General features: G+C 70.5%; 15 protein-coding genes. 8 read left to right on the top strand and 7 right to left on the bottom strand.

The window, feature by feature from the left end; translation table 11 throughout:
- Nucleotides 1–120: 120 nt before the first annotated feature.
- Nucleotides 121–894, bottom strand: coding sequence for an IclR family transcriptional regulator (locus ACFZA2_RS13310; RefSeq protein ID WP_391405645.1), 774 nt, complete (start codon nucleotides 892–894; stop codon nucleotides 121–123).
- Between the two features lie 61 nt (nucleotides 895–955).
- Between ACFZA2_RS13310 and hutH the strand changes: the two genes are divergently transcribed.
- The 3 genes from hutH (at nucleotide 956) to hutI (ending at nucleotide 5,486) form a co-directional block, all read left to right on the top strand.
- Nucleotides 956–2,515, top strand: coding sequence for a histidine ammonia-lyase (hutH, locus tag ACFZA2_RS13305; protein ID WP_391405642.1), 1,560 nt, complete (start codon nucleotides 956–958; stop codon nucleotides 2,513–2,515).
- Nucleotides 2,512–4,215, top strand: a complete 1,704-nt coding sequence (locus tag ACFZA2_RS13300; protein ID WP_391405639.1) for a urocanate hydratase — start codon at nucleotides 2,512–2,514, stop codon at nucleotides 4,213–4,215. The genes hutH and ACFZA2_RS13300 overlap by 4 nt, the downstream gene beginning before the upstream one ends.
- Before the next feature lie 101 nt (nucleotides 4,216–4,316).
- Nucleotides 4,317–5,486, top strand: a complete 1,170-nt coding sequence (gene hutI, locus ACFZA2_RS13295) for an imidazolonepropionase (protein ID WP_391406915.1) — start codon at nucleotides 4,317–4,319, stop codon at nucleotides 5,484–5,486.
- Here the strand turns inward: hutI and ACFZA2_RS13290 are convergent.
- The 5 genes from ACFZA2_RS13290 to ACFZA2_RS13270 all read right to left on the bottom strand — a co-directional run bounded on the left by ACFZA2_RS13290 (nucleotide 5,476) and on the right by ACFZA2_RS13270 (nucleotide 9,725).
- Complete coding sequence (locus ACFZA2_RS13290) at nucleotides 5,476–5,940, bottom strand: SixA phosphatase family protein (RefSeq protein WP_391405636.1); 465 nt, start codon at nucleotides 5,938–5,940, stop codon at nucleotides 5,476–5,478. The two genes, hutI and ACFZA2_RS13290, sit on opposite strands and share 11 nt — an antisense overlap.
- Nucleotides 5,937–6,863, bottom strand: coding sequence for an arginase family protein (locus ACFZA2_RS13285; protein WP_391405633.1), 927 nt, complete (start codon nucleotides 6,861–6,863; stop codon nucleotides 5,937–5,939). The genes ACFZA2_RS13290 and ACFZA2_RS13285 overlap by 4 nt, the downstream gene beginning before the upstream one ends.
- Entirely contained in the window at nucleotides 6,860–7,213 is a 354-nt protein-coding gene (locus ACFZA2_RS13280; protein WP_363578576.1) for a gamma-glutamylcyclotransferase family protein, read from the bottom strand. Before ACFZA2_RS13280 ends, ACFZA2_RS13285 begins: the two co-directional genes overlap by 4 nt.
- Nucleotides 7,214–7,290: 77 nt before the next feature.
- Nucleotides 7,291–8,565 (bottom strand): DUF445 domain-containing protein, encoded by a 1,275-nt coding sequence (locus ACFZA2_RS13275; RefSeq protein WP_391405629.1) that lies wholly within the window; start codon nucleotides 8,563–8,565, stop codon nucleotides 7,291–7,293.
- Nucleotides 8,565–9,725 carry an acyl-CoA dehydrogenase family protein gene (locus ACFZA2_RS13270; RefSeq protein ID WP_391405626.1) on the bottom strand — a complete coding sequence of 387 codons (1,161 nt, stop codon included), beginning with the start codon at nucleotides 9,723–9,725 and terminating at the stop codon, nucleotides 8,565–8,567. Before ACFZA2_RS13270 ends, ACFZA2_RS13275 begins: the two co-directional genes overlap by 1 nt.
- 137 nt (nucleotides 9,726–9,862) lie before the next feature.
- Here ACFZA2_RS13270 and ACFZA2_RS13265 point away from each other — a divergent pair, with 137 nt between their 5' ends.
- Nucleotides 9,863–10,267 carry a pilus assembly protein CpaE gene (locus ACFZA2_RS13265; protein ID WP_315994700.1) on the top strand — a complete coding sequence of 135 codons (405 nt, stop codon included), beginning with the start codon at nucleotides 9,863–9,865 and terminating at the stop codon, nucleotides 10,265–10,267.
- A gap of 194 nt (nucleotides 10,268–10,461) precedes the next feature.
- On the opposite strand, the gene ACFZA2_RS13260 is transcribed toward ACFZA2_RS13265, so the two are convergent.
- The gene (locus ACFZA2_RS13260) at nucleotides 10,462–11,667 is read right to left on the bottom strand and encodes an MFS transporter (protein ID WP_391405623.1); all 1,206 of its coding nucleotides are present in this window, start codon (nucleotides 11,665–11,667) and stop codon (nucleotides 10,462–10,464) included.
- A gap of 511 nt (nucleotides 11,668–12,178) precedes the next feature.
- Here ACFZA2_RS13260 and nrdH point away from each other — a divergent pair.
- The 4 genes from nrdH to nrdF are packed head-to-tail and all read left to right on the top strand — an operon-like array spanning nucleotide 12,179 to nucleotide 16,032.
- Nucleotides 12,179–12,412 (top strand): glutaredoxin-like protein NrdH, encoded by a 234-nt coding sequence (gene nrdH, locus ACFZA2_RS13255; RefSeq protein ID WP_055838040.1) that lies wholly within the window; start codon nucleotides 12,179–12,181, stop codon nucleotides 12,410–12,412.
- Between the two features lie 28 nt (nucleotides 12,413–12,440).
- Entirely contained in the window at nucleotides 12,441–12,881 is a 441-nt protein-coding gene (gene nrdI / locus ACFZA2_RS13250; RefSeq protein ID WP_315994698.1) for a class Ib ribonucleoside-diphosphate reductase assembly flavoprotein NrdI, read from the top strand.
- On the top strand, nucleotides 12,863–15,019 hold the full coding sequence (gene nrdE / locus ACFZA2_RS13245; RefSeq protein ID WP_391405618.1) for a class 1b ribonucleoside-diphosphate reductase subunit alpha: 2,157 nt from the start codon (nucleotides 12,863–12,865) through the stop codon (nucleotides 15,017–15,019). Before nrdI ends, nrdE begins: the two co-directional genes overlap by 19 nt.
- A gap of 38 nt (nucleotides 15,020–15,057) precedes the next feature.
- Nucleotides 15,058–16,032 (top strand): class 1b ribonucleoside-diphosphate reductase subunit beta, encoded by a 975-nt coding sequence (gene nrdF / locus ACFZA2_RS13240; RefSeq protein ID WP_391405615.1) that lies wholly within the window; start codon nucleotides 15,058–15,060, stop codon nucleotides 16,030–16,032.
- Nucleotides 16,033–16,036: the final 4 nt, after the last annotated feature.

The raw sequence follows: 16,036 nt of genomic DNA, 5'->3' as shown, positions 1-16,036 counted from the left end.
GGGGCTGCCGGGGGCGTCGGCGCGCGGAACGCCTGAAGCCCGCTCGAGTGTCCGAGAAACGCCGTACCGGCGCGGGCGCCCGCGGGGTGTTGTGGACACTCGGCGGAGTGTGCGGCCACGTCAGGCGGGGCGGCCGATGCGGCGGGCGAGCTCGGCGGCGCAGGCGATCGCGGCCTCGGCCAGCGCGTCGGCGTCACGAAGCGGACCCTCGGCCGGCCACGTGATCGCGACCGCGGCGGCCGGCCAGCCGGCGTGGTCGAGCACCGGGGCGGCGACGGAGCGGAATCCGGGGGTGACCTCGCCGTTCTCGCTCGCGTGACCGGCCGCGCGCACCTCGCGCAGGAGCTCGCGCAGGGAGCGCGGGGTCGCGGGGCCCACGCCGTGCCGCTGCGTGAGGGCGGTGGCATCCGGGAACAGGGCCCGCACCTGCTCGCGGGGGAGGGCGGCGAGCATCGCCCGACCCGTGGCCGTGAGGTGGGCGGGAAGCCGCACGCCCACGTCGGTCACGAGCGCCGGGCGCCGCGGAGCGCGCTCCTCGACGATGTAGAGCACGTCGCGACCGGCGAGCACGGCGAGGTGCGCGCTCTCGCCGACGCGGTCCGACAGGGCGGCGAGCAGGGGACGCCCGAGGCGCGCGAGCGGCTGCTGGCGGGCGTAGCCGCCGCCCAGCTCGAACGCGGCGGTGCCCAGCCCCCAGCGACGCTCTCCGGGCAGGTGCACGACGTAGCCGTGCTGCTCGAGGGTCGCGAGCAGGTGGTAGACGCTGGAACGGGGGAGGCCGAGAGTCGTCGCGATCGTCTGGGCGGCCATCGGGCCGGGCTGCCGCGCGAGCAGCGAGAGGATCCGCAGCGTCTGATCGGCGGCGGGCACCTGCGGGCGGGCATTGTCTGGCATGACAGACACAGGATGCCAGAACCCCGTCGTTCCGCGACAGCGGACGCGATGGAATCGGCGTATGCACACGAGCCTCACCGTCGGATCCGTCACCGTCGGATCGACCACCCTCCGCCCCCACGACGTCGTTGACGTCGCCCGCCACGGCGCCGGGGTGGTCGTGGACGAAGACGCTCTGCGGCGCGTGGCCGACACGCGCGCCCTCATCGAAGGACTCGCCGACGACCCTCAGCCGCACTACGGCATCTCGACCGGGTTCGGAGCGCTCGCGACCACCTTCATCGCCGACGACCGCCGCGCGCAGCTGCAGGCGAGCCTCGTCCGCTCGCACGCGGCGGGCACCGGCGCGGAGGTCGAGGGCGAGGTCGTCCGCGCCCTCATGCTGCTGCGCCTGCAGACCCTCGCGACCGGACGCACGGGCGTGCGCCCCGTCGTCGTCGAGACCTACGCGGCGCTGCTGAACGCGGGCATCACCCCCGTCGTGCGCGAGTACGGCTCGCTGGGCTGCTCGGGCGATCTCGCTCCGCTCTCGCACGTCGCCCTCGCCGTGATGGGCGAAGGGGAGGTCCGGGACGCCGCGGGGCAGGTCCGCCCCGCCGCCGATGCCCTCGCCGCCGCCGGGATCGAGCCGCTCGTGCTGCGCGAGAAGGAAGGGCTGGCGCTCATCAACGGCACCGACGGCATGCTCGGCATGCTGCTGCTCGCCGTGCACGACCTCGAGACGCTGCTGACCACGGCCGACGTCGCCGCGGCGATCTCGGTCGAGTCCCAGCTGGGGACGGATGCCGTCTTCGCGGCCGACCTCATGGCGTTGCGGCCGCAGCGGGGCCAGGCCGCCTCCGCCGCGAACCTCCGTGCGCTGCTGGCCGGCTCACCGTTGGTCGCGAGCCACCGCGGCCCCGAGTGCACGCGCGTGCAGGACGCCTATTCGCTGCGCTGCGCGCCGCAGGTGCACGGCGCCGCCCGCGACACCCTGACCCACGCCGCGCAGATCGCCGAGTGCGAGCTGGCATCCGCCGTCGACAATCCCGTCGTGACCGTCGACGGACGCGTCGAGTCGAACGGCAACTTCCACGGCGCTCCGGTGGCGTACGTGCTCGACTTCCTCGCGATCGCGGTGGCCGACGTGGCATCCATGTCGGAGCGACGCACGGACCGGGCCCTCGACGTGGCGCGCAGCAATGGTCTGCCGCCGTTCCTGGCCGACGAGGTCGGCGTCGACTCGGGCCTGATGATCGCGCAGTACGCGGCGGCGGGCATCGTGTCGGAGCTCAAGCGGCTCGCGGCGCCCGCGTCGGTCGACTCGATCCCCTCGAGCGCGATGCAGGAGGACCACGTCTCGATGGGATGGGCCGGGGCCCGAAAGCTCCGTCGCGCCGTCGACGGCCTCGCGCGAGTGCTCGCCATCGAGGTGCTCACGGGATGCCGCGCCCTCGACCTGCGCGCGCCTCTGCGGCCCGCGGCGGCCACGGGAGCCGTGCGCGACCTCGTGCGCTCGCGCGTGCAGGGACCGGGACCCGACCGCTTCGTCTCGCCCGAGATCGAGGCCGTCACCGAGCTCGTCGCCTCCGGAGCAGTCGCCCGGACCGCCCTCGCCCTGATCGAAGGAGATCACGTATGACCGACACCACCACGACCGACGCTCTCGCGACCCCGTCCGATGCGGACGCCGGCCGCAGGGCATCCGGGATCCGGGCCGCCCGCGGCGCGACCCGCACCGCGAAGAGCTGGGGCGCCGAGGCCGCCAAGCGCATGCTCATGAACAACCTCGACCCCGAGGTGGCCGAGCGCCCCGACGACCTCGTCGTGTACGGCGGGACGGGACGCGCCGCGCGTTCGTGGGCCGCGTTCGACGCGATCGTGCGCACGCTCGACGAGCTCGAGCCCGACGAGACGCTGCTCGTGCAGTCGGGCAAGCCCGTGGGCGTCTTCCGCACGCACGAGTGGGCGCCGCGCGTGCTCATCGCCAACTCGAACCTCGTCGGCGACTGGGCCACGTGGCCGGAGTTCCGCCGGCTCGAGGAGCTCGGACTGACGATGTACGGCCAGATGACGGCCGGGTCGTGGATCTACATCGGCACGCAGGGCATTCTGCAGGGCACGTACGAGACCTTCGCGGCCGTCGCCCGCTCGCTCGGCCGGGAGTCGCTCGCGGGCACCCTCACGCTCACTGCCGGGTGCGGGGGGATGGGCGGCGCGCAGCCCCTCGCGGTCACCATGAACGGCGGTGCCGTGCTCATCGTCGACGTCGAACGCGCGCGCCTCGACCGCCGCGTCGCCCACGGCTATCTCGACGAGGTCGCCGACGATCTCGACACGGCGATCGCGCGCGTGAGCGCCGCTCGCGAGGCGGGCGAGGCCCGGTCGGTCGGCGTCGCGGGCAACGCGGCGGAGGTCTTCCCGGAGCTGCTGGCCCGTGGCATCCGGATCGACATCGTCACCGACCAGACGAGCGCGCACGACCCCCTGTCGTACCTCCCCACCGGCGTCTCGGTCGACCAGTGGCAGGCCGAAGCGGCCCGCGACCCCGAGGACTTCACCCGCCGGGCGCGCGAAAGCATGGCCGCGCACGTGAAGGCGATGGTCGGCTTCCAGGATGCCGGAGCCGCGGTGTTCGATTACGGGAACTCGATCCGTCGCGAGGCGGAGCTCGGCGGCTACGACCGCGCTTTCGCCTTCCCGGGCTTCGTGCCCGCCTACATCCGCCCGCTGTTCGCCGAGGGCAAGGGGCCGTTCCGCTGGGTGGCGCTGTCGGGCGACCCCGACGACATCGCCAAGACCGACCGCGCTGTCGCGGAACTGTTCCCGCACGACACCGCCCTGCACCGCTGGCTCGAGAAGGCCGGAGAGCAGGTGCAGGTCGAGGGGCTGCCCGCGCGCATCTGCTGGCTCGGCTACCAGGAGCGGCATCTGGCGGGGCTGAAGTTCAACGAGATGGTCGCGTCGGGCGAGCTGTCGGGGCCGATCGTGATCGGCCGTGATCACCTCGACGCGGGCTCGGTCGCCTCGCCCTATCGCGAGACCGAGGCGATGGCCGACGGATCCGACGCGATCGCCGACTGGCCGCTGCTGAACGCGCTGCTCAACACCGCCAGCGGAGCGGCGTGGGTGTCGATCCACCACGGCGGAGGCGTCGGTATCGGCCGCAGCATCCACGCCGGACAGGTGTGCGTCGCCGACGGCACGCCGCTGGCCGCCGAGAAGCTCGCGCGCGTGCTCGTCAACGACCCCGGCACCGGCGTCATGCGCCACGTGGATGCCGGGTACGACCGCGCTCGCGAGGTCGCCGCCGAACGCGGCCTGACGGTGCCGATGTGGTGAACGCGTCCGCGCGGGGCACGGTCGAACCGGTCGATGGTGCGTCGGCGGCGACGGAGTCGACCGGGGCCGTCGACGCCGGAGGGTCGTTCTGGCTCACCGGCATCGGCGAGCTGACGACCAACGTCGCCGTCGGCGGTGATCCCTGCGGCACGATCCGCGATGCGGGGGTGCTCGTCCGCGACGGGCGCGTCGCGTGGGTCGGGCCGGGTGGGGCCGACGGCTCGGCGTTCCCGGGCTCCGATGGTCTCCCCGTCATCGATGCAGGGGGCCGTGCGGTGATACCGGGCTTCGTCGACAGTCACACGCACCTCGTCTTCGCGGGAGATCGCGCGGAGGAGTTCGCGGCCCGCATGGCGGGCGAGACGTATGCCGCGGGAGGCATCCGCACCACCGTCGCCGCGACCCGTGCCGCGTCCGACGACGATCTGCGCGTGCGCCTGCGGAGCCTCGTCGACGAGTGCCGTGGACAAGGGACGACCACGATCGAGGTCAAGACCGGCTACGGCCTCGACGTCGAGACCGAGACGCGCCTCGCCCGCCTCGCCGCCGAGGTGACCGAGGAGGTCACCTTCCTCGGCGCACACGTGGTGCCCGCGGAGTTCGCCGGCCGGGCCGACGCCTACGTCGATCTCGTCGCCGGTCCGATGCTCGCTGCGGTCTCACCCGTCGCGCGATGGATCGACGTGTTCTGCGAGGACGGCGCGTTCACGGCAGGCCAGGCGCGGCGGGTGCTCGAGGCGGGTCGAGCGGCGGGTCTCGGCATCCGGGTGCATGGCAACCAGCTCGGTCACGGCGACGGGGTGAGGCTCGCCGTCGAGTGCGGTGCGGCCGCCGTCGACCACTGCACCTACCTGAGCGACGCCGACGTGGAGGCGCTCGCCGCCTCGGACACGGTGGCGACCTTGCTGCCCGGGGTGGAGTTCTCGACGCGGCAGCCGTATCCCGACGCCCGGCGGTTGCTCGACGCCGGCGTCACCGTGGCGCTCGCGAGCGATTGCAACCCCGGGTCGAGCTTCACCAGCTCGATGCCCCTGATGATCGCCCTCGCGGTGCGGGAGATGGGGATGACGCCGGCCGAAGCGGTCTGGGCGGCGACAGCCGGGGGAGCGCGGGCGCTTCGTCGCGCCGACGTCGGTGCGATCGCGCCCGGGATGCGGGCCGACCTCGTGCTGCTCGACGCGCCGAGCCGCGTGCATCTCGCCTATCGGCCGGGTGTGCCGCTCGTGCGCCGTGTCTGGAAGGACGGCGTGGACCCGCGGCCTATGGCGTGAAGAGTTCGAACTCGTCGGGGGCGACGGCATCCACGTCGTCCCAGGTTCCGTCGTGCCACGTGAAGACGGCGACCGCGCACGTGACCATGCGCACGTCGCGATCGGCGAGACGGGAGACGAGGGCGCTCATGCCGGGGTCGTGCGCGACGACCATGACCTCGTCGCCACCCGCGTCGCGCGCCGCCGCCAGCAGTCCATCCGGCTCGGCGAGGTAGAGCCCGGCCTGCTCGGTCACCTCGGCGTCGAAGGTGCGCGCGAACACCGCGGCCGTCTCGCGCGCCCGCAGGGCCGTGCTCGACAGCAGGATCTCGGGACGCACTCCCGCCCGCAGCACTGCGCGCGCGACCGTCGGGACGTCGCGCCGGCCGCGGTCGTTGAGGGGCCGGTCGTGATCGTCGAGGCCTTCATCGGCCCAGTCGGATTTCGCGTGACGCGCGAGCACGAGTTGGATCATCGTCTTTCCGCCATTCCTGCCAGGAGCTCCAGAACGCACAGGGCGGCGAGTCGCACCGTGCGGGCGTCGTCGGTGTCTGCCGTGGCATCCACCTCGACGATGTCGGCGCTGGTCACGCCGGGGTCTCGGGCGAGCCCGCGCACGAGAGCGCGCAACTCCCACGCGGCCAGCCCGCCGGGCACGCTCGCGGGGCATCCGGGCGCCACGGCGCGGTCGCACACGTCGACGTCGATGTCGAGGTGGACGCCGCCGGCGGCGGCCGCGGCGTCCGCGTCCGCGGCCGTGGAGCGCGCCTCTGCCGCGCCGGCCACGCGCAGGGCGTGCGACACGACCTCGTCGATGCCGCGGCGGCGCACCTCGTCGAGGGTGATGACGGTGATACCGGCGTCGGCGGCGCGGCGCGCGTACGCGGCCGAGTTGGCGAAGTCGGCGATCCCGATCTGCACGATGCGGCGCGGGTCGAGACCGTCAGCGATGAGACGGCGCACGGGCGAGCCGTTGGATTCGCCGTCGCGCAGGTCGAAGTGCGCGTCGAGGGTGATGAGGCCCTGTGAACCGCGGCCCTGCGCCACCGCGTACGTCGCGGAGTTGTCTCCGCCGAGGGCGATGACGAGTCGCGACGACGCCAGCGCGGCGACGGCTGAGCGCACCCGAGCTTCGCCGTCGCGGCCGTCGGGCTCGTCGACGTCGCCCGCGTCGGCGATGCGCAGGCGCGCGGTCAGATCGATCGCGGGCGGGCCGATCAGCGTCGGAGAATAGCGGCGCAGGGCGGCGCGGATCGCCGCCGGGGTCTCGCCGGCGCCGGTGGGCGACAGAGACGTGCGCCAGGCAGGCACGCCGAGGAGGACGGCATCCATCCCCTCCGTCGGTGACGGCCAGTCACCGGCCCGGGGCCACAGGGGATCGACCGACAGCGCGCTCATGCGGCCACGTAGACCCAGGCGCGCAGGCCGCTCGCCAGCGAGACCGAGGCGCGACGGTAGAGCGAGACCTCGTACTCGTCGGCCGCGTCGAGTTCGTCGGGCGTGAGGCGGAGGACGCGTCCGAAGACGCGGTCGCGCGGATCGTCGGTGCGGCGCAGGATCGGATGCTTGTCGAGCCCCGACAGCTGGGCGACTCGTTCGTCACCCACGTCGGTCCATTCGAGACGGTAGCCCGGCAGCGCGTCGTCCTCTCCCTCGAGCAGACGGCCGAACGTGTCGAGCTGCACGTCGGGCAGCTGCAGCGTCCCGTAGGTGAAGAGGCACTCCGCCGGCCCCGAACCGTCGCTCACGAGGCTCAGGCTATACAGCGCGGCGCGTCGGCGGGCGGTGCGACGCGACACCAATGTCCCGACACGGCCGCGGATCATCACGAGCCCCAGATGAAGTGGGCCACGGTGAAGATGACGACCCCGGCCAGGGCCCCCACGATCGTGCCGTTCAGGCGGATGTACTGCAGGTCGCGGCCCACCATGAGCTCGATCTTCTCGGTGGTCTCCTCGGCGTCCCATCGCTCGACGGTGTCGGTGATGATCGAGGCGATGTCGTGCCGGTACCGACCCACGACGAAGACCGCCGCATCGGTGACCCAGCCGTCGACCCGCCGTTGCAGGGTCTCGTCGTGCTGCAGTCGCTCGCCCACCTCGGCCAACGCGGCGGAGGCCCGTCGGCGCAGGGCGCTCTCGGGGTCGGCGAGGGAGCGCAGCAGTCCGGCCTTGGCGGTGTTCCACGCGTCGGCGGCGAGCTGGCGCACCCGGGGGCTGTCGAACACGGCGGCCTTGGCCTCCTCGAGGCGCACCATGGTGGCGGGGTCGTGCTGCAGATTGTCGGCGAGGCGCGCGAGGTAGCCGTCGATCGCGCCGCGCGCCTGGTGGCGGGGGTCGGCGCGCACGGCGTCGATGAACTGCACGGCCTCGCGGTAGACGGTGTCGTCGACGAGGCGCGCGGCCATGCTCGGGACCCACGAGGGCAGACGCCGCGACACGAGCCCCTGGAACGTGTCGCGGTTGTTGGCGAGCCACACCGCGATGTTGTCGAGGGCCAGGTCGACGGCGCCGTGGTGCGCGCCGGAGCCGACCACGCGCTGCAACCACCCACCGATCGAGGGGCCCCAGTCGGGCGAGAGCAGGTGCTCGCGCGCGAGGTCTTCGATCAGGCCCTGCACGTCGTCGTCGTCGAGGGCCGTGAGCACGCTGGTGGCGAGCGTGGCCCCCTCCGCGGCGACGCGGTCGGCGTGGGCAGGATCGGCCAGCCATGCTCCGGCCCGCGCCGACAGCGGGGTCGACTCGAGCTTCGTGCGCACGACGTCGCCCTCGAGGAAGTTCGTCTCGACGAACTCGCCGAGCTGCCGACCGATCTCGTCCTTCCGGCGCGGGATGATCGCGGTGTGGGGGATGGGCAGGCCCAGCGGATGCCGGAAGAGAGCGGTGACGGCGAACCAGTCGGCGAGGGCGCCGACCATGCCGCCCTCCGCCGCCGCGCGCACGTACTGCAACCACTCGACCTCGCGCTGCAGCGAGAACGAGACGGCGAAGACGAGGGCCATCGCCAGCAGCGCCCCGAGGGCCACTCCCTTCATCACGCGCAGCGCGCGCCGACGCTCCCGGTCCGCCGGGCTGAGGGCGGCCGTGGGTGTGCGGGCCATCAGGCGGTCACCGGTCCGAGCCACGCGGCCGCTGCGGTCGAGTGCGCGGACTCCGGGTCGGAGGGGTGGAACATCCCGGCGAGCACGTCGCGGTAGAGCCGGCTGAGCTCGTTGCGGGACGAGTAGGCGGAGCCGCCGCCGACGAGGATCGCGTCGTCGACGACGGACTTCGCCATCGTCACGGCCCGATGCTTGACCCCTGCGAGCAGCGAGAACCAGTGCCCGCCGTGGTCGGCGAGGGTGTCGACGTCGTGGGCGAGGGCGGCGAGCTGCGGGGGGAGCGCCTCGTACGCGAGGGCCATGTCGGCCACGCGCCAGCGGATATCGGGGTCGTTGGCGTAGGTGGTGCCCGTCTTCTTCGAGCGGCGCGAGGTCGCCGCCTCGACCGCGAGTTCCAGGGCGCGGCGGGCGATGCCCGTGTAGACCGAGGCGAGGAGGATCTCGAACACGGAGAAGATCCCGAACACCAGCGGATCGGGCTGCGGGCCCGGGTCGAGCCGCCGCACCACCCGGTGCGCGGGCGCGTGCGCGCCGCGCAACTCGGTGGTGCGGCTCTGGGTACCGCGCATGCCGAGGGTGTCCCAGTCGTCGCGGCTGACGACGGAGTCATCGCGATCGAGGAAGGCGAACACCACCTTCGGGCCGTCGGGCGACGTGCTGTCGAGCCCGTGGACGCCGAGGTGGTCCCACGCGGGGGAGAGGGAAGTGAAGATCTTCGTGCCGGTGAACCGGTAACCGCCCTCGCCGTCGGGCTCGGCTGTCGTGTCGCTGCCGAACAGCACGAGGTCGTTGCCGGCCTCGCTGATGCCGAACGCGAAGACCTCGCCCGCCGCGGCGCCCTCCTCGACGAAGGACAGATCATCGATCCCGCGGTCGCGCAGCACCTTGGCCACCCCGGTCCACACGAGATGCATGTTCACCGCGAGCGCCGTGGCGGGCGCCGCCCCGGCGAGCCGCTGTTGCAGCACCGCCGCCTCGGCGAGGCCGAGGCCCCCGCCGCCCCGCTCCTCGGAGACCAGGATGCCGAGATACCCCGCCGCGCGCAGCTCGTCGAGGTCGTCGTGGGGGAACGTGTTCTCGCGGTCGTGGACGACCGCCCGCTCGCGCACCCGCGCCAGCAGATCGTCGGGCAGATACCGAGCCGGATCGAACGAGGTCATGGCATCCATTCTGCTCGTGACCGCCGACATCGCGGCCGGGGGTGACAGGGGGGGGTCGAGGCACCGTAGGCCTCGAGGCTCCGTGCGCGCGCGCCCGTTCGGCCGCCGTGCGCCGATCGCCCCCCAGAATGGATGCCATGATCTCGACCGAGATGGCCCTGGCTCTGCGCGAGGCGGGTCTGGTGTGGCATCCGCGATCCGGCGACCGTTTCCAACTCGACGAGCCCGAGTTCGAGGCCGACGTGTTCACCGTGAGCGAGATGACGGTCGAGCCGCGCGAGTACCCCACGGGGCGCATCCTGGCCTTCAACGGCACGACCGAGTGGGCGCTGGACTCCGTGGCGACCGAGGAGGCGCTGTGGCTGCCGTCGGAGCTGCAGCTGCGCGAGCTGCTGCGCTCGACATTCCGCTCGCTGCGGCGGCTGTCCGACACCTACGAGGTCGAGATCTCGATCGGCGGCTCCACCCTCGTGTTCGACCACCCCGCTCCCGAGGACGCCTACGCGCTCGCCGTGCTGGAGCTGCTGCGCCGCACGCACTGATCGTCCCTCTGCCGTTCGCTCGCGGTGGCCCCGCCGGGGCCGCGGGTAGCGGGTTCGGGGCGTGATCCTGCGTTCCGCGCGCGGGAATCGCGCCCCGACGTGCGGGATGCACCCCGAACCGCACCCAGGCCTGTGCCCGAGCGGCTCCCGTGCGTTCCGGCAGGGCCGTGGATGCCGGGGCGCCCGGCATCCGGTCAGGTGATGGTCTCGACCGGCTCGGTGTCGGGGATGGGGCTGGCGTCGCGGTGGCGCAGGTCGGGGAAGCCGCGCACGCAGACCGCGGCGACGACGAAACCGGCGATCGCGAAAGCCGCCGCCGCGACGTAGGCCCCGGTGGGGCCGATGCCGTCGATGAGGAGCCCGGCGACGGCGGAGCCGGCGGCGGCGCCGATGAGCTGCCCGGTGCTGATCCAGCCGTACGCCTCCGCGGTCTCGCTGAAGCGGACGCTCGCGGAGGTCATCGCGAACATCACCGCGAGGGCGGGGGCGATGCCGGCGCCGGCGACCAGCAGGGTCGCTCCCAGCCACCATGCGTTGAGCGAGACGATCGTGAGTGACAGGCCCAAGGCGACGATCGCGAAGCGGCGCGCCATGGCCCAGGGGCCGATCGGGATGTGGCCGAACGAGAGTCCGCCCGCGAGGCTGCCGACGGCGAAGACGGCGAGGATGAGCCCGGCCTCGAGGCCGCCGTGGTCGAAGGTCGCGACCACGCCCGCCTCGACCGCGGCGCACGCGCCGATGAGGAGGAACCCGGTCGCGGTGGCGAGGATCACGGGCGGCTTGGCCAGGACGCGCCCCAGACCCCGACGGCTGCGCGGGATGCGGACGCGGCCGACCTCGGGGCTGAGGATGAACCAGGCGCCGCCGCCGAGCAGGATGACGACGACGAGCAACAGCCCGGGGACGGTGCCGACCTGGGTCGCGACGAGGGTGATGAGCACCGGTGCGAGCACCCAGATGATCTCCTGCAGCGAGGCGTCGAGCGAGTACAGCGGGGTGAGCTGCTTCGAATTGACCATCTTGGGGTAGATGGTGCGCACGGCCGACTGGATCGGCGGTGTCGAGAGGCCCGCGACGAGGCCGAGCGTCATGTACAGGGGCAGCGGCATCTCGATGAGCGCGAGAGTGGCGATGGCGGCGGCGCACACGAGCAGCGTGACGGTGAGGACGCGGCGCATGCCCCAGCGCCCCATCCACCGGCTCGTGACCGGGCCCGCGACGGCCTGCCCGATGCTCGTGGCGGCCAGCACCAGGCCCGCGGCGCCGTACGACCCCGTGACGTGCTCGATGTGCAGCAGGACGGCGAGGCTCGTCATGCCGTTGGGGAACCGCGCGGTCAGCTGCGCGGCGATGATGCGCCCCACGCCAGGGGTTCGAAGCAGTTCGCGGTAGCCGGCCACCGCACAACGCTACAGCGCGGTTCGGACATCCGTGTCGACGGCGGGTGTCGTGCGCAGGGGGAGCGCCGGCCCCGCGCCACGGACGCACGCGATCGTGTCGAGATCACGTCGTCCTCGGGGACCGGATGCCGTGCTCTTGCACGGACCGTGGGATCTCGATCGGCGGCCGGTGGGGCCGGTCCGGCGACACGCCGCGACACGCCGGTGGGCGAATTCCACGGCCTGTGCGATGTCGGAACCCCCGTCTAGCGTCCGATCTGTGGACAGACGGCGTCGGACTCGGCGACAACCGCGGAATCGCGCCTGTTAACAGCGCTCGGGAGGGAGGGTCATCTGTGGATGAAATCGTGGACAACCTGTGTTGTACATGGGGAGAGACGGTGGAAAATCACACGGATGTAACTACTACCCCTTGTGGTGCCTTCCGATGTCCGTCCCCATATGTAGTATTGAGGTCCCGGCGAGCCCTGCCCGCCCGGACGACGATTTTCCAGGGGAGAGAGAGAACGACATGGCGATCACGGTCTACACCAAGCCGTCCTGCGTCCAGTGCACCGCGACCTACCGCGCACTCGACTCGAAGGGCATCGAGTACAACGTGCTCGACCTGTCCGAAGACCCGTCGGCGCTCGAGCAGGTCAAGTCGCTCGGGTACCTGCAGGCACCCGTCGTCATCACCGACGAGGACCACTGGTCGGGCTTCCGCCCCGACAAGATCGACGAGCTCGCGTCGCGCCTCGCCTGATCCGGCGACAGGCTCTCAGACCCCCGTCATGAGCGCTGTCGTGTCGGCGACCGAGGCCCCGCTGCTCGTCTACTTCTCGAGCGTGTCCGGCAACACCGCACGTTTCATCGAGAAGCTCGGCAAGCGGGCCGTGCGCATTCCGCTCCGGCCGACCGACCCGCCCCTCCACATCGACGAACCCTTCGTGCTGGTCACCCCCACCTATGGCGGGGGTGCCGGTCGGGGCGTCGAGAAGGGCGCGGTCCCCAAGCAAGTCATCCGGTTCCTCAACGAGGAGCGGAACCGACGAAACATCCGCGGGGTCATCTCCGCGGGGAACACGAACTTCGGCGACGCCTTCTGCCTCGCCGGAGACATCATCGCGCGCAAATGCGCGGTGCCGCACCTATACCGGCTGGAAGTTTTCGGCACCCCCGACGATGTCGAGCGGGTCACCGAGGGATTGGAACGATGGTGGAAGTTGAGCTGACCGACGTGGACTTCAAGACCGAAGCGCGATTCGAGGGACTGGATTACCACGCCCTCAACGCGATGCTGAACCTGTACGACGCCGACGGCAAGATCCAGTTCGACGCCGACAAGCGCGCGGCGCGGGAGTACTTCCTGCAGCACGTCAACCAGAACACGGTGTTCTTCCACTCCCTCAAGGAACGTCTCGACTACCTCGTCGAGAAGGAGTACTACGAGCCGACCGTGCTCGCGAAGTACTCGATGGAGTTCATCCAGGAGCTGAACGACCGCGCCTACGGTGCGAAGTTCCGCTTCGAGACCTTCCTCGGCGCGTTCAAGTACTACACGAGCTACACGCTCAAGACCTTCGACGGAAAGCGCTACCTCGAGCGCTTCGAGGACCGCGTCGTCATGACCGCCCTCGCCCTCGCCGACGGCGACCAGCGTCTCGCGGTCCAGCTCGTCGACGAGATCATCTCGGGCCGCTTCCAGCCCGCGACCCCCACGTTCCTCAACGCGGGCAAGGCCCAGCGCGGCGAGCTCGTGTCGTGCTTCCTGCTCCGTATCGAAGACAACATGGAGTCGATCGCCCGCGGCATCAACTCCGCCCTGCAGCTGTCGAAGCGCGGCGGCGGCGTGGCCCTGCTGCTGTCGAACATCCGCGAAGCGGGTGCGCCGATCAAGCAGATCGAGAACCAGTCGTCGGGCATCATCCCCGTCATGAAGCTCCTCGAAGACAGCTTCAGCTACGCCAACCAGCTCGGTGCGCGTCAGGGCGCCGGCGCGGTGTACCTCAACGCCCACCACCCCGACATCCTCCGGTTCCTCGACACCAAGCGCGAGAACGCCGACGAGAAGATCCGCATCAAGACGCTGTCGCTGGGTGTCGTCATCCCCGACGTCACGTTCGAGCTCGCGAAGAACGGCGAGGACATGTACCTCTTCTCGCCGTACGACGTCGAGAAGGTCTACGGCAAGCCGTTCGGCGACATCTCGGTCACCGAGAAGTACCGCGAGATGGTCGACGACCCGCGCATCAAGAAGACGAAGATCAACGCGCGCGAGTTCTTCCAGACTCTCGCCGAGATCCAGTTCGAGTCGGGCTACCCGTACATCATGTTCGAGGACACGGTGAACAAGGCGAACCCCATCGCCGGCCGCATCAACATGTCGAACCTGTGCTCGGAGATCCTGCAGGTCAACACGCCGACCACGTACAACGAGGACCTCTCGTACGACACCATCGGCAAGGACATCAGCTGCAACCTCGGCTCGATGAACATCGCCCTCGCGATGGACGGCGGCGACCTCGGCCTCACGGTCGAGACCGCGATCCGTGCCCTCACCGCGGTCAGCGTGCAGAGCCACATCGCCTCGGTGCGCTCGATCGAAGACGGCAACGACCGCTCGCACGCCATCGGTCTCGGCCAGATGAACCTGCACGGATACCTCGCTCGCGAGCACGTCTACTACGGCTCCGAAGAGGGCATCGACTTCACGAACATCTACTTCTATACGGTGCTGTTCCACGCGCTCCGCGCCTCGAACCGTCTCGCGATCGAGCGCGGCACGGCCTTCGACGGCTTCGAGAACTCCACGTACGCGTCGGGCGAGTTCTTCGACAAGTACACCGACCAGGTGTGGGCTCCCGCGACCGAGAAGACGAAGGAGCTGTTCGCCGGCATCCAGATCCCGACGCAGGACGACTGGCGTGAGCTGAAGGCCTCGGTGCAGGCCCACGGCATCTACAACCAGAACCTGCAGGCCGTGCCGCCGACCGGTTCGATCTCGTACATCAACAACTCGACGAGCTCGATCCACCCGATCGCCTCGAAGATCGAGATCCGCAAGGAAGGCAAGCTCGGTCGCGTCTACTACCCGGCCCCGTTCATGACGAACGAGAACCTGGAGTACTACCAGGACGCGTACGAGATCGGCTACGAGAAGGTCATCGACACGTACGCCGCAGCCACCCAGCACGTCGACCAGGGCCTGTCGCTGACGCTGTTCTTCAAGGACACCGTCACGACGCGCGACATCAACAAGGCCCAGATCTACGCCTGGCGCAAGGGCATCAAGACCATCTACTACATTCGCCTCCGTCAGCTGGCGCTCGAGGGCACCGACATGACCGAGTGCGTCTCGTGCATGCTCTGATCCGCTGACCACCGACCGATCAAGGACACAGGAACGACATGGCTGAGAAGCTGCAGTTGCTGAACCACGTGCAGGCCATCAACTGGAACCGCATCCAGGACGACAAAGACCTCGAGGTCTGGAACCGTCTGGTGAACAACTTCTGGCTCCCCGAGAAGGTGCCGCTGTCGAACGACATCCAGTCGTGGAACACGCTCACTCCCGAGGAGCAGACGCTCACGATGCGCGTGTTCACGGGGCTCACGCTCCTCGACACGATCCAGGGCACGGTGGGCGCGGTCTCGCTGATCCCCGACGCGATCACCCCGCACGAGGAGGCCGTCTACACGAACATCGCGTTCATGGAGTCGGTGCACGCGAAGAGCTACTCGTCGATCTTCTCGACGCTGTGCTCCACGAAGGAGATCGACGAGGCGTTCCGCTGGTCGACCGAGAACGAGTTCCTTCAGAAGAAGGCGCGCATCGTCATGGACTACTACCGTGGCGACGATCCCCTCAAGCGCAAGGTCGCCTCGACCCTTCTCGAGTCGTTCCTGTTCTACTCGGGCTTCTACCTGCCCATGCACTGGTCGAGCCGCGCCAAGCTCACCAACACGGCAGACCTGATCCGCCTCATCATCCGCGACGAGGCCGTGCACGGGTACTACATCGGCTACAAGTTCCAGCGCGGACTCGAGACCGTCGACGAGGCCCGTCGTCAGGACGTCAAGGACTACACGTTCTCGCTGATGTACGAGCTCTACGACAACGAGGTGGGCTACACCCAGAGCCTCTACGACTCGGTCGGACTGAGTGAGGACGTCAAGAAGTTCCTGCACTACAACGCCAACAAGGCGCTGATGAACCTCGGCTACGAGGCGATGTTCCCCGCGTCGGTGACGAACGTGAACCCGGCGATCCTGTCGGCGCTCTCGCCGAACGCCGACGAGAACCACGACTTCTTCTCCGGGTCGGGTTCGTCGTACGTCATCGGCAAGGCCGAGGCGACGGAAGACGACGACTGGGACTTCTGAGTTC

Origin of the sequence: Microbacterium sp. NPDC007973 (genome assembly GCF_042958465.1) — a bacterium.
GTDB lineage: Bacteria > Actinomycetota > Actinomycetes > Actinomycetales > Microbacteriaceae > Microbacterium > Microbacterium galbum.
This window is presented reverse-complemented; position numbering and strand designations above follow the sequence as displayed.